Source organism: Luethyella okanaganae (assembly GCF_042660285.1).
GTDB classification, from domain to species: domain Bacteria; phylum Actinomycetota; class Actinomycetes; order Actinomycetales; family Microbacteriaceae; genus Luethyella; species Luethyella okanaganae.
In genome coordinates this window covers 80,413-93,728 of sequence record NZ_JBHSTP010000002.1, presented here as the reverse complement: position 1 = coordinate 93,728, position 13,316 = coordinate 80,413, and the positions used below count along the sequence as shown (strand labels likewise).

10 protein-coding genes are annotated in these 13,316 nt (G+C 65.0%); 2 read left to right on the top strand and 8 right to left on the bottom strand.

The features are described from left to right. Position 1: 1 nt before the first annotated feature. From cas6e to cas3, 6 genes are read right to left on the bottom strand one after another with little or no spacing between them, the layout of a single operon-like run. On the bottom strand, positions 2-658 hold the full coding sequence (gene cas6e / locus ACFQB0_RS08110) for a type I-E CRISPR-associated protein Cas6/Cse3/CasE (RefSeq protein WP_386731511.1): 657 nt from the start codon (positions 656-658) through the stop codon (positions 2-4). Beyond that, positions 658-1,380 carry a type I-E CRISPR-associated protein Cas5/CasD gene (gene cas5e / locus ACFQB0_RS08105; RefSeq protein WP_386729966.1) on the bottom strand — a complete coding sequence of 241 codons (723 nt, stop codon included), beginning with the start codon at positions 1,378-1,380 and terminating at the stop codon, positions 658-660. The genes cas6e and cas5e overlap by 1 nt, the downstream gene beginning before the upstream one ends. Further along, complete coding sequence (gene cas7e / locus ACFQB0_RS08100; protein ID WP_386729963.1) at positions 1,377-2,513, bottom strand: type I-E CRISPR-associated protein Cas7/Cse4/CasC; 1,137 nt, start codon at positions 2,511-2,513, stop codon at positions 1,377-1,379. Before cas7e ends, cas5e begins: the two co-directional genes overlap by 4 nt. A gap of 40 nt (positions 2,514-2,553) precedes the next feature. After that, complete coding sequence (gene casB, locus ACFQB0_RS08095) at positions 2,554-3,204, bottom strand: type I-E CRISPR-associated protein Cse2/CasB (protein ID WP_386729961.1); 651 nt, start codon at positions 3,202-3,204, stop codon at positions 2,554-2,556. Next, positions 3,201-4,841 carry a type I-E CRISPR-associated protein Cse1/CasA gene (casA, locus tag ACFQB0_RS08090; RefSeq protein WP_386729959.1) on the bottom strand — a complete coding sequence of 547 codons (1,641 nt, stop codon included), beginning with the start codon at positions 4,839-4,841 and terminating at the stop codon, positions 3,201-3,203. The genes casB and casA overlap by 4 nt, the downstream gene beginning before the upstream one ends. After that, positions 4,795-7,764 carry a CRISPR-associated helicase Cas3' gene (gene cas3 / locus ACFQB0_RS08085; RefSeq protein ID WP_386729956.1) on the bottom strand — a complete coding sequence of 990 codons (2,970 nt, stop codon included), beginning with the start codon at positions 7,762-7,764 and terminating at the stop codon, positions 4,795-4,797. The genes casA and cas3 overlap by 47 nt, the downstream gene beginning before the upstream one ends. A gap of 1,254 nt (positions 7,765-9,018) precedes the next feature. Between cas3 and ACFQB0_RS08080 the strand changes: the two genes are divergently transcribed. Both ACFQB0_RS08080 and ACFQB0_RS08075 read left to right on the top strand, forming a co-directional pair. Next, positions 9,019-10,284, top strand: a complete 1,266-nt coding sequence (locus ACFQB0_RS08080) for an alpha/beta fold hydrolase (protein ID WP_386729953.1) — start codon at positions 9,019-9,021, stop codon at positions 10,282-10,284. A 108-nt stretch (positions 10,285-10,392) separates the two neighbouring features. Then, positions 10,393-10,524 carry a hypothetical protein gene (locus tag ACFQB0_RS08075; RefSeq protein ID WP_386729950.1) on the top strand — a complete coding sequence of 44 codons (132 nt, stop codon included), beginning with the start codon at positions 10,393-10,395 and terminating at the stop codon, positions 10,522-10,524. Positions 10,525-10,553: 29 nt separating this feature from the next. Here the strand turns inward: ACFQB0_RS08075 and purL are convergent, their stop codons facing one another. After that, complete coding sequence (purL, locus tag ACFQB0_RS08070; protein ID WP_386731508.1) at positions 10,554-12,869, bottom strand: phosphoribosylformylglycinamidine synthase subunit PurL; 2,316 nt, start codon at positions 12,867-12,869, stop codon at positions 10,554-10,556. A gap of 176 nt (positions 12,870-13,045) precedes the next feature. Beyond that, a complete protein-coding gene (locus ACFQB0_RS08065) occupies positions 13,046-13,300 on the bottom strand; it encodes a hypothetical protein (RefSeq protein ID WP_386729947.1) in 255 nt (84 codons plus the stop codon). Between the last annotated feature and the right edge of the window lie 16 nt (positions 13,301-13,316).

Sequence of the window (13,316 nt, the reverse complement as noted above, 5' to 3'; positions counted from 1 at the left end):
GTCAACGCACCGGTGCCACCGTGAGCAGTCCGCATCCGTAGCCCTTTGCGCGGCCTAGGCCATGGGTCAGCGTATGTATGAAGCGTTCCCGGTCGGAGACGGTGAGTATTCCGTCGAAGGTCGCGATTCGCAGTGTGACAGCGGCTGTTCCCCGCCGAAAATTCAGTGTTTCCCGTCGCGTGACGCCAACGGATGCTTCTCCGCCGGCGTTCCTCATGACGGCGAAACCTGCGGCATTCTCACGCTCGAGAAGCCAGCCGAGTTGCTGCGACGGGGTGACGTGGCCGAGTGGTTTTCCTCGTTGTCCCGCTTGCACGCGCACGTTGCGCACGGGGTTAGCCGTGAGTCGGAACGCCCATTCCTGACCCGTTGCTAACTGTGCAAGAAACTGTGAGTACGGCCGGGACTCCCACGAGATGAGGCTTGGCCAGCCAGCCTGTTCATTGAGATGCTCGAGGTCGGGCTGGTCCGGGCTCGAGATGTAGAGCACGGCACGTGGGCCACCGGAGTCGAGCCGCCAGAGAATCCGTCCGCGTTCCGAACCGGACTCGGGCTCCGGGAATCCCGCGAGCACGGCAGCATGCATCGCGTGAGGCGAGGAGAGGAGCTTCGCGGCCCCGCGTCGACGCGGGTTTATGGGAAAGCGCGTGAGAAACATCATTCGCCTTTCTCGAGATGGCCGATGGGGTCGTGGGGGTCATCGATGGGATCGACGGGACGACCTTTCCGGTGGGGGTTCTCGACGTCGATGTAGAACGAACGGACGCTACGCCAGCCGTGCTCACGCCGTCGAGGGTCGAAGCTTAGCGGAACGTCTCGCTGTAGTCCGGTCGAAGCGTCTCCCTGGGCGGCATCCACGATGATCTCGATCGAGCGCGTGGCCTCCGCCACCGAGCGTTGATAGCGTTCCCGCGCTCGCCAGGGGGTCTCACGAAGGGCGTCCTCGATCGTGCCGTGGTGATGCGACACCCATAGTGGTCCTGCCGGTGGAAAGGCGCGACGCCCCAGATAGAGCGGATACACCGGTCGAGCGAGCGCTTCTGCGAAACCGCGCAGCTGCGCTTCCGGACCTTCTAGCGCCGCGAGGAAGACCGCATCGGCAAGGTAGTAGCGCTGCGAAATGGGCATAGCCTTACCGCCGTCAAGCGGGACCGCGGTGTGAAAATCGCGTTCGACCGCACCGGGCTGGTCCACGCGAACGCCGAAGCGAAGCCCATCGAACTCGTCCAGACCCTCACTACGATCCATGCCGAGTGCGGCCGCGATGAGACCGATCACTCCGCTCTTCGTCGGTGCCATCTCGGTGGCTCGTGTGGAGAAGCGGCTGCGGGACCCCCACGATTGCATGGGACCGGTGAGCTCGATGAGCAGTGTGCTCACTGCTGCTCCGGAAGTCGGGATGCCACGAACTCGCCCAGATTGGCCACGAGAGCGTCGAGGGTGACTTTCTCACCGAGTTCGTTGAGTGCGTCCGTTTTCCCCGTCGATACAACCCAGCTCTTCACGGGCTTGGTGCCGTAGTTGCCATCGATGTCCTTGACGTGCTCGACGAGCCGCTGTGCCGCGCTGCGGATGCGGTCGGTCTCGACCGGCTCCTCGAACGCGCCCACAAGATTCACGGGCTGCGTGTCGCGCACGCTCACCACGACGGCGTCCGGAAGCGTGCGATTGGCGAAGGTGTTCTGCTTACCGGTGGGCATGCTCGTCACGAAAGCAAAGAGGAAGGCCTCCACGGCTCGGCGGGTCACCTCGGTATTGCCGAGGTTGACGAACAGAGCATTCGCGTCGATCGTCGCGTAGCGGTAGAGCGTGGAGGAATTGAACTCGACTGTGCCGATCATGCCAGCGCCGGCATCCTCTTTCTCTTTATCGTCGGCCTTGTGATCGTCGATCGCCGTGAAGTAGTCGAATTCGCTCTCCACTTTGTGAACGCCGATCGCATGAGCGACCTGAACGGAGGCATCCACATTGAGGTCGCTCATCTCGGCGACCATGCGACCGAAAAGCGAGATGTCTACCGAGTGCTCGGTGTTAAGTGCTTTCTTGAGTTCCGCCGACTTGAGGGACGCGATCGCGTCATCGCTCGAGTTCGCGGTCACTGCTGCTTCGGCGAGATGGTCGAGCTGGCGGTTGCTGAGGAACACCAGGTACCCGGTCTCCTCGGGGAGCGGATTCTCCTTGGTCGACTTGCGGGGCGCCGTCAGCTTGAAGCCGGCGGCCTTGAAGGCTTCGGTGGCGAGTTCCTGAGCGCGTTCGGCCTTGATCGAGGCATCCGCGGCGACGATTCTCTCGCCGAGAAGCTCTACAACGCGTTTCGTGCGCACTCCCAACTCGCTCACAGCGAGGCGCTGGTTGAACGCGAGTCGCGTGGCGCGCTTCCACGCCTGGCTTGAGACGCGTGCGCGCTGCACGCCGCCGAAGAGAGCGGTTTTCGGACTCCCGGTGTCGTCCCGGTTGAGGTTGCTCGGTGGAACGGTGTGGAGGATGCTGACATCGATGATGGTGCGGTTCATGAGATTGCTCCTGTCGTAAAAAGGTGTGCGGGTCCGTGGGTCAGTTCGTCGGGCTCAGGACGGCATCGCCGTCGGAGTCCTGAAGGGAGGTGTCGTCGGCATCGTCTTCGACCCAGCGAAGTCGGTAGAAGTCGCGCCCCCATGAATTGCGCACCGCCGCGGCGAAGCGCGGCTGCTGCAAATGGAGCAGATCGCGGGCGAAGCGCTCGTAGTCGAGGGGGACCGAGTGCGCCCGGAATTGCTGGACGAGCCCTCGCGCATGGCGTGTGAGTTCATCCCAGCCTGACGCCGTCGCGAGCGCGGTGAAACGCCGCCGCACCGCCTCCTCGCTCGTGTGTTTGGCCAGGAGGCGGGCCGAGCGGCCGAAGGAATAGCCGGTCCGGTGCATCCTGCCCTCGCGCTGCGACTGCTGATGCACGGCGAAGAGGGTGAGAGCGGCGTAGACGGCTCGCTCCGCGTCTGTCGGTGCATCCGGCAGCCGGAGATCGTCGGGGTAAAGTCCGGCCGTGGTGTACTCGATGAGCCGCACGTCGTCGCCAGGAGCTTTTCCGACGCCGCGTCGCAGCAGCGCCAAACGCGCGACATCCGATGAGGCGTCACGATCGACGTATCCCGACTGCAGCCGGCGAATGATCGTGCCGACGTGCGTGCCGACGTCCGGGTAGAGGGTCTCCCTGTGTTCGCTCGTCATGCCGTTTCCTTCCGTGTGGTGAGGTCGAATGCCGCGTGGATGTCGCGCTGGAACCAGTTGTCGGCGCGCGAGCTGGTGATCAGTTCCGTGTGACCGCCTAGGCCTGACACGTCGCGCCCGGCCCAGGCAGCCGGCTTGGCATTGGCGAGCAGGGCGCCGCCAAGCGCGAGCAGGATTCCGCGTGCGATGGACTTCCATTCCTCCAGTGCATGCGTCGGGTCGGTCGCTGTCGAGAGCTCGGCCAGCCAGCGGCGGTAGGGGACGTCGAGGCCTGCATAGGCCGCCGTCTCGGCGGATGACCTGGCCGCGTCGGCCGCACCACCCGCGGCCTTCTCCAGGTTGCCCGCGAGATTCTTGAGCGCACGCACCCCCTCGTCGGCCAGAGAGACCGCACGTTCCGCACACTGCCCCAGCTGAGGCTGCTCGCTGTTCAGCACGGCTAAGGGGACGAGCATGCGGTCGTCGATCACCTCGTCGATCACCGAGTTGTTGCTGCCGTAGATGACTCCGATGGCCCGTATCTGCACCCCGAAGTCGCGGGGGAGTCGCTCGTTGTTGACGAGCTGGGAGACCCACTGAACTGAGGTGGGCGGAAGAAACCTGTCGGCGGTCTTGCCCGTCGTTACGAACGTCGTGCGCGGAAGGAGCGCAGAGATGCCGCGCCATAAGGCACGTGCAGGCTGATGCTCCCGAGGCATGTAGACCGTGTGTCCCGCTTTCTTGCTTTGGGGATCGCTGAAACGCCAGGCCGTCATCGGCTCCTTGAGTTGCATGCTCTGCGGCGTGAGAGGGTCGCCATAGCTCAGCAGGGTCTCTACGATGCCGTCTCCATCGGAGACGAGACGGATACGTCTGCTCTGCCAGGTATAGAGGCTCACCGGCCCGTGGGGAAGTGCGTCGCGGCGCCCCGAGGAGGTGTCGGCCTCAGCTCGTTCCCAGGGTGCGACGTCTCGATCCGCTTCCGGCTCGAGATAGCTTCCGGCACCGACCAGATTGAGCAGCAGGGTCTCTCGCAGAGAGGCGCCCTCGAGCACGAGCCCGCCCAGGTGGCCGGACCAGGCGATCCCGAGTGGATAACCCTTTCCTCCCTTGACACGTTCGTCACCGACCGCCCCCGACTTGATGCCGCTCGCGTCGAAGGCCTGCGCATTCACGAGCCAGCGGGCGGCTTCGGCAAAGCTCAGCCGATCGATACCATCTCCGGCCCGGTTCGTGAAGAGCCGACTGTTGCTCGGCAGATCGAAGATGAGCTGGGTGACATCTTTCAGCTCGCCTTTCTTTGTATGCAGATCGGCGACCTGAAAGAAAGGACGCGTCGGATGGAGAAGGTCGAACCGCTCGCGACATGGCGTCAAGTAACGCTCCACCACACCGGCGGGCAACCCTTCGTTCCACATCCGCTCCCAGCTTGCCGAGCTGAGGTCCTCGTCGAGGGCGCGGTAGAGGATCGCGAGCAGCAGGCGGGTGAGGGCGAAGCTCTGCGTGGCGATCTCTCCGGTGATCTCGCGAATGTCGTCGGCTTGTCGAAAGGCTTCGAGTAGCGAGACATCGTGTTCTCTGCCGTCGCGATAGAGCACGGTGATCCATGGTTCATCGAGGAGATTGAAATTCGTAGTGCGCTCTGGAGTCATTGTCATCGGGGATCGCCTCCAATCCGGTTTCGGGGTTGTAGTGAAGGGCGTGGTGTGACAGCCGGGCGTTGCCGTCCTGGTCGAGCACGACGAGGAGCTCCCGTCTGAGGGCGTAGCTGGAGTTCCAGGCGGCAGGTCTGTGCGGACTGTTCTCGAGTTCGGTGATGAGACCGTCGATCAGCCATGGACGTGACATTCTGGCGGGCAGGCGGATGGCGCATCCCAGGATCGTCTCTGCGAGCCATTGGGGAGGCGGCGCGTCCTGCGGCACCTCGAGATCCTTGTTGTTCGCCAGCCATGTTGGGGTTCGAAGCACGCCGTTCTCGTCGCGTTGCAGGACGAGCACTTCTACGGTGTCTTCGCCGTCTCGAACCGAGGCACGCCCGCGCTGCTCTGAGGCAGGGTCGTCGGCGTGCGCATGCACCCAGCCGATCATGCTCGCGTCATTGCCGGGTTTCGGCACGGGGCCGAGCAGGAATGCGCCGGCATCGTTGCGCTTCTTGTCTTCTACCCGTTCGTGGGTGTCATGGGCGTTCGCGATCACATCTTGCCACTCAGCCGGTCCGAGCTGCTCCTCGCCGTACACTGCCTGCACCAGCCGAGGGATGTCGTCGGGGAGCGAAAGCTTGGTCACCTCGCCGATCGCCGCGAGTGTGCGATAGAGCACGTACGGACTGTAGACCGCCATCGAGCCTCTGACGGGCTCGGGCGGCGTCTGCGCCCAGTCGACTCCAGTGAGAATGAGCCGGGCGGTGCGCGCCGGCACCGGGCGGTTGCTCTCCCCGGGACCGCGTCGATGCCGATGCAGTCGGCCGGCGCGCTGCAGCAGCAGATCGACGGGAGCGAGGTCGCTGACCATGAGATCGAAGTCGATGTCCAACGATTGTTCGATCACCTGGGTGGCGACGACGACGAAGCGCCGCGGTCGGTTCGCCCGCCCAGGCGGGCCGAAGAGGTTCAAGAGGCGGGCATCCTTGGCCGCGCGGTCGAGCGCCAGAAAGCGCGAGTGGGCGAGCAGTATCTCAGTATCGCTATCTGCGAACTCAGCCGCGAGGTGTTTCGCTGTGTCTTGAGCACGCCCGACGGTATTGCGGATCACTGCAGCGCAGCCACCGTCTCTGAGCGCGTCGCGCAGGGCGTGGCCGAGAATATCGAGTGAGTCGTCGAGACGGTCGATGACGACCACTCTGCTCTCGCCGCTCGGTTCCGACACCGTGGTGCGGGTGCCGTCAGCGCCCAGCGAGAGCGTGACTGCTGGGTATCCGCTCGACGTCATGTCACGCTCCGGATCTGAGTTCCGTCGGCGGGAATAGCCGCCCGCGGCCTTTTTACCGCTCTGGTAGGCGGCAACCAACTCGGCGCGGCGGGCCGTGGGGAGAGTGGCTGAGAGCATGACGACAGGCACCTCGTAGGCCGCCAGCCAATGTAGAACTCGGTCAAGGTAGCGGCCCATGTAGGCGCTATAGGCATGGACTTCGTCGATGACGACCACTTTTCCCGCAAGTGAGAGGTGGCGCAGCATCAGGTGTCGGCTGCGCAATCCGGCGAAGAGCGCCTGGTCGATCGTTCCGATCACGAAGCTCGAGAGCGGGCCGCGTTTTGGACTGGAGAACCAATGGTGCGCGACTGCGCTCTCAGCCGATATGAGGTCGCTCGAATTCGACCTCTTACCGGTTCCGGCTGAGTCCTGCTCGCCCGAGAGAAAGTGGAAGTGGCGGCCTTCTCGACTGAGTCTTGCGAACTCCTGGTTGAGCGCATTCTTGCCGTGGGCCAGATAGATACTCTGCGGCCGATCGAATCCCAGCTGCTGGGTCCATTTCATGATGCGAGCGAACATGCCGTCGGAGGTCGCCTGCGTCGGCAAGCCTATGAAGACGCCTCCAAGCTTGAAGCGTGCGGCGAGGATCTCGGCGGCCGCGAGAGCTGCCTCGGTCTTGCCAGCACCCATCTCGGCCTCGACGATGAGAAGCGACGGCGACTCCATCTCCCATGCCGCCGCAGCCACGTCTCGTTGAACGGGGCGCACGCGTGCACCCGCGGGGAGTGCGAAACGCGCTGCGAAGAGTTCATTCGCAGCGCGCGGTGGGGGCTCCGGTACCCACGGGCCGGGCAGATCGAGTCTCGACCATGCCGCCTCCAGCCGGCTCGCAGTCGAAGTGCCAGGATGCTCGTCCAACGGTGAGAGGGGAAAGAGCTCGTCGTTGCTTGCGATCCAGTCGGCCACGATCACAAGGCCACTCAGGATCACCTGGCAGTGGAGGGGAATCTCGGTGAACCGCAGATGCTTGGCGAGTGCCGGTGTGCCGTGCAGGCGCCAAGCTCTGTCGAGGTATTCCCTTCGCACGGATTCCCAGAGCCCGTCGCCCACGAGCCAGGGTTTGGACTGCGTGGCCTTGAGATGCGTGTCGCTCGTCGCGAGGCCGTGATGGGCCGCAAGCACGCTCGCGTACGGGTTGGCCACGTGCTTCTTGGTACTGAAACGGTCGACGAGCCAGTCTCGGGCCGCTATATGGCTGACGATCTCGTGCCGGGCCGTGCGTCGTTCGTCGCTCCCGGCGAGCGTATGATCGAGATCGAAACCGCTACGCACCATATCGCGCGCGAGTTTCGGCACCTGCACCGCGAAAGCGGGAGAGACCTTGCCGACATCGTGGATGGCTGCGAGCCATGCGAAGAGTGCTCGCGCGGCGGAGTCGTCTCCATCGATCGCGCGCCCGACCACGTGCTTGAGGGCGTTCGGCACCCACTCGTTCCAGAGTCTTCCCGCCACGGCCGCAGTGTCGTCCAGATGCTGGTAGAGCGGAAGCCACGCGACGACCTCGACATGCCTCTCATCGTCGGACTTGCTTTTCGCCCACGCGCTCAGCGCTGCCTCGCTCAACGAGGGTGCTCCCCCCTGTAAGGGAGGTATGACGCTGTCTGTGGTCACTGGCATCCTGGCCTTTAGACGGGGGGTGATGCGTTCACGGTAGCAGAGATGATGTGCGACGGCTAGCTCAAGTTCGCCCTTACATTATCCCACAAGCTCACAACTTGGATTATTGGCTTGACCTCCAACGCGCCTGCAGAATTGACTTACTCCATGGGGCAGTTTCAACTCTCAGAACCCCGCGTAGGCAGGGAGCACCGCATCCCACTAGCACACAATGGATCACCTGCGCCGCGGCGCAGAAACAAGACAGGATGCCTAACAATGCTACGGCTGCTTCCGGAGCTTGATTGTTCATTGTTCGGGGCGTCGAACCGCATGAGATCTGTGTTCGCGGATGAAAGCAAGAGGGCGAACTACCTGCTTGTCTCTGTGTTTGTAGTTGTTTCTGTGTTTGTAGTTGTCTCTGGGCTTGTAGTTGTCTCTGGGCTTGTAGCCGACGAGCCGCAAAAGATCCAACTGCGTAGACTTAATGACTTGACTGCGGTGCCCCAGGCAGCGGCGCATCCATTTTGTCAATGGGAGTGACGGCTCCGGTGATGCGATTCACCGTCAGGCCGTTCGGCTTCGACTACACACCTGGCTGGATGTCGACGCCCGAAACGAAGGATCCGCTGCCGACGAACTCGGACCCGATGGACCGCTGGTCGGGCTCGGTGGTCTTAGTAGGTGGCGGCGACTCGTCCGTATCATCGTCAGGTGGTTGTGGGAACGCGCATCCGGACAATAGACCGACGATGGCAACGGCGGCAATCAGGTGTCTCATGCGCCCAACGTAAGACGCGAGCTACTGGTTTCGCAAGGAAGTGCTCCCCGCTCACGCGGGGATGACGCAAACGACCGGTGCGAAGGCCAACGGGGCGACAAGTGCTCCCCATTTCATGTGGGGATGATCCCACGCGCGGCACCTCGTCCGGCCCAGTCGGAGTGTTCCCCCTTCAGCAGGGACAGGCTTCAGTAGGGACAGAACCGCGAAAGGGCGGTACTCATATGCTGGATGCCTTCTATGCTGGATGCCCTCGGCGCGAGCGGCGGTCGCTGACCGCCAGCAGCATCACCGAGATCGAGCTGATTCTCTGCGCCGCGCTTGCGCCGTGAACCGAGCACTGAGCGAACGAGCACTGAGCGAACGAGCCATCCGATCACTGTGGCCTCGGCTCCGATCCTCTATCGTCCTCGCGACCGACATATGCTCCCCCTCCCTCATCCTCGCGACCGATGCGCGCTCCGCCTCCGTCCTGTGAGGCTGAAAGCATGAAACGTGCAATCCTTCCGACAGCCATCGCCGTCACCGTGACGGCTGCCATGACCTTGACCGCTTGTTCCGCCGTGTCCGCGTCGTCCGCTTCTTCGCGGGCGGGCGGGGTCGAGTGGGGCAGTTGTGCCACCTTCCTGAAGGAGGTCACGGAGGCGTATGAGCTGCCCGAGCAACCCTCGACGCTAGTGGAAGACCGGGAGAGGCTGGAGTGTGCCTCGATAGAGGTTCCGGTCGACTACGGCAAGCCAGACGGACGCAAGCTCGGCATCCAGCTGACCCGGCTTCCGGCGACCGACACGGAGGCGGGCGTGGTCGTCACGAACCCGGGCGGGCCGGGGCTGGAGGGGCGCACGATGCCGATCGCTCTGCTGTATTCGAGGATGGCGTCGCTGAACAAGACGCGGACGATCGTCGGCATGGACGTGCGCGGCACGGGTAAGGAGGCGCGCTCCTGCGACGCGGTCGACAAGGTGGAAGCGCCGGCCGAGAAGCCTGTCACCGAGTCTTCTGCGAGCATCTACGCCGGTGAGCTCGCGAAAGCCACCGCGAGCTGCGTCGAGACCGATCCCGAGTTCTTCGCCAACCTCACGACGGCGAATGCGGCACGTGACCTCGATCGGGTGCGTGAGGCGCTCGGACTGCAGAAGATCAGCTACTACGGCGCATCCTGGGGCACCGAGCTCGGCATCGCGTATCGTTCGGCTTTCCCCGAGCGAGTCGACCGGATGCTGCTCGACAGTGTCGTCGACATTCGTGGCAACATGCGGCTGGCGTTCGACGACCTGGTGGCGACCGCGGCGGAGTTCCCGATGCCGCCGGAGTCGGCCGGCGACGGCCAGGCGATCCCGGGATACCTTACCCTCTCGCGGTTCACCCGGACGGCTTACACCTGCAATGGCACGACCGACGCCACCGACTTCACGCAGCAGTGGGCCGACTTCCAGCGGCGCGCAGCCGAGTATCCGACGACGGGGACAATGCGTCCACGTCACCCGGTGAGCGCTGACATCCCCGGCGTGACGATGTGCATGGGCTGGCAGGGCACGGCCAAGCCGGTCGAGGCGAAGCGGATCGACGGTTCGCTTCAGCTGGTCGCGCATCGCACCGAGACGACGACACCGGCCGCGTGGGCGCGGCACGCTCAGGAGACCGTCGGAGGGCGGCTCTTCACGCTCGACGACGGAAACCACGGATCGTTGAACTCGAGCGACAAGGCTGCTGCCGCCGTCGACTATCTCACCACCGGCAAGTACATCGAGTAGTTGGGGAGGGGTTGGGGGTGGTGAGGAGGGTCGGGATCGATAGGCGGGCGGCAAACGAGTGCTGGCCGATCGTCTCTTCGAGGTCGTTCTCGTGCAGCTCTTCGCTGGATGCTCGACCACGCCGAGGAGCTTGCGCCGCCCTCCCGGCTGACCGGGCACTTCGATGAATGCCTCGCCCGCACGCTCGTCGCCATCCACGAATCGCCGGGCCGGCTCTGGACGCTCGTCACCATGGCTTAGGAGACGTGCACGTCCTGCTCCTTCGCCGCCTAGGACCCGCCGATCGCCCCGAAGTGCTCGGCGAGCGTGCCGCGATGCGTGTCGCGCAGCTCGGCGATCGGAATGGAGAACAGCTCCTGCACGTCGAGGCAAGCGGCGGCGGCGTCCGTCACGCCGATGCGCAGCACGGGGTAGTCGCGTCCCTCGCACAGACCGCGAAACTTCACGTCGTCTTCGCGCGGCACCGAGACGATGACGCGACCAGTCGACTCCGAGAACAGCGCGGTCGACACGTCGATGCCGTCTCGCTCGCACACTTCGCCGAGCCAGACGCGCGCGCCGACGCCGAAACGCAGCACCGATTCACCGAGCGCCTGGGCGAGGCCGCCGTCAGCGAGGTCATGGGCGCTGTCGATGAGGCCTTCGACGGATGCCGCATGCAGCAGCCCTGCGAGACGCGCCTCGGCCGCGAGATCGACGGCCGGCGGGCGACCGCCGAGATGGCCGTGCACGACGCCGGCCCACGCCGATCCGTCGAGCTCGAGCGCGGTGGCGCCGAGCAGGTAGATGTTGTGGCCGTCGTCCTGCCAGCCGGAGGGCACTCGGCGAGCGACGTCGTCGATCACGCCGAGCACGGCGACGACGGGGGTCGGGTGGATCGGCACGTCGCCGGTCTGGTTGTAGAAGGAGACGTTGCCGCCGGTGACGGGGATCTCGAGCTCCAGGCATCCGTCTGCGAGGCCTTCTACGGCCTCTTTGAACTGCCACATGACCTCGGGGTTCTCCGGCGAGCCGAAGTTGAGGCAGTCCGAGACGGCGACGGGCACGGCGCCGGTGCTGGCGACGTTGCGATACGCCTCGGCGAGGGCGAGCCGCGCACCCTGCTTCGGGTCGAGCTGGCAATAGCGGCCGTTGGCGTCGGTCGCGACGGCGAAGCCGAGTCCGGACTCCTCGTCGACGCGCACCATGCCGCCGTCGTCGGGGAAGGAGAGCGCGGTGTTGCCGAGCACGTAATGGTCGTACTGGCCGGTGACCCAGCCCTTGTCGGCGAGGTTCGCACTGCCGAGCAGCCGCAGCATCTCGGCACGCAGCGCATCCGGTGCGGTCGCACGGGGCAGCGCCGCGGCGGAGTCGGCCTGCAGCGCGTCGATCCAACTTGGGTAGGCGACGGGGCGCTCGTAGACGGGCCCATCGATCGCGACGGTGCGCGGGTCGACGTTGACGATCTCCTCGCCGTGCCAGTCGATGACGAGGCGGCCGGAGTCTGTCACCTCGCCGAGCACGGATGTCTCGACATCCCACTTCTCGGTCACGGCCAGGAACCCCGGGAGCTTCTCGGGCGTGACGATCGCCATCATGCGCTCCTGGCTCTCCGACATGAGGATCTCCTCAGCGGTGAGGGAGGGGTCGCGCAGCAGCACGCGCCCGAGCTCGATGTGCATGCCGCCGTCGCCGTTGGAGGCGAGCTCGGAGGTCGCGCACGAGATGCCGGCCGCGCCGAGGTCCTGGATGCCCTCGACGAGCTCTCCTCCGTAGAGCTCGAGGCAGCACTCGATGAGCACCTTCTCGGCGAAGGGGTCGCCGACCTGCACGGCTGGGCGCTTGGTCGGCCCGCCCTCGTCGAACGAGTCGGAGGCGAGAATGGATGCTCCGCCGATGCCGTCGCCGCCGGTGCGGGCGCCGAACAGCACGACCTTGTTGCCGACGCCGCGGGCGTTGGCCAGGTGCAGATCTTCGTGGCGCAGTACGCCGACCGCGAGCGCGTTGACGAGCGGGTTGGCCTGGTAGACCGAGTCGAAGTAGGTCTCGCCGCCGATGTTGGGCAGGCCGAGGCAGTTGCCGTAGAAGCTGATGCCGCTCACGACGCCGTGCACGACGCGCGCGGTGTCTGCGTTGTCGATGGCGCCGAAGCGCAGGGCATCCATGATCGCGACGGGGCGGGCGCCCATCGAGATGATGTCGCGCACGATGCCGCCGACGCCGGTCGCGGCGCCCTGGAACGGTTCGATGTAGCTCGGGTGGTTGTGGCTCTCGATCTTGAACGTGACCGCCCAGCCCTCGCCGACGTCGACGACGCCGGCGTTCTCTCCCATGCCCACCATGAGGTTCTTCTTCATGGCCGGGGAGACCTTTTGGCCGAACTGGCGCAGGTAGATCTTCGACGACTTGTAGGAGCAGTGCTCGCTCCACATGACCGAGTACATGGCGAGCTCACCCGAGGTGGGGCGGCGGCCGAGGATCTCGCGGATCCTCGCGTACTCGTCCGGCTTCAGGCCCAGCGCGGCGTAGGGCTGCTCCCTCTCCGGGGTCGCAGCGGCGTTCTCGACGGTGTCCGCGACGCCACGGGTTCCCGGGGCTGACGTCATAGACATGGCGGGGGTTTCGGTCACGAGTGGATCTCCCAGTACAAGGGCACGGCTGACGGATGCCTGCGCCCCCAAGTCTATCGGCCGGTTCTGGTGTCGCTGAGAGGGTCGCCTTCGCTCACGCTTCGCCCACACGGTAAGGCGGGATGACCACCCGGGTCATCCCGCCAGCACCCTCAAGCCGTGGCGTACTGCGCGGGATTGGCGTCGAAGAGGGGACCGCATCCGGCGCAGCAGAGCCAGTACTGCTTGCCCTCATACTCGCGTACGAGACCGGCGGCCTCCGCCTCTGCCTTGTCCACCATGCTCCCCTTCATGACCGGGCATTCGGCCACGTCGGCGCCATCGGTGGCGAGGAGGTTGTGCGCGGACTCTGACATCGCGGCGTCGGTGGTGTCGGCGGCCTGGTGGCCACAGCAGCTGTCGCTCATAGGGGTGTTCCTTCAA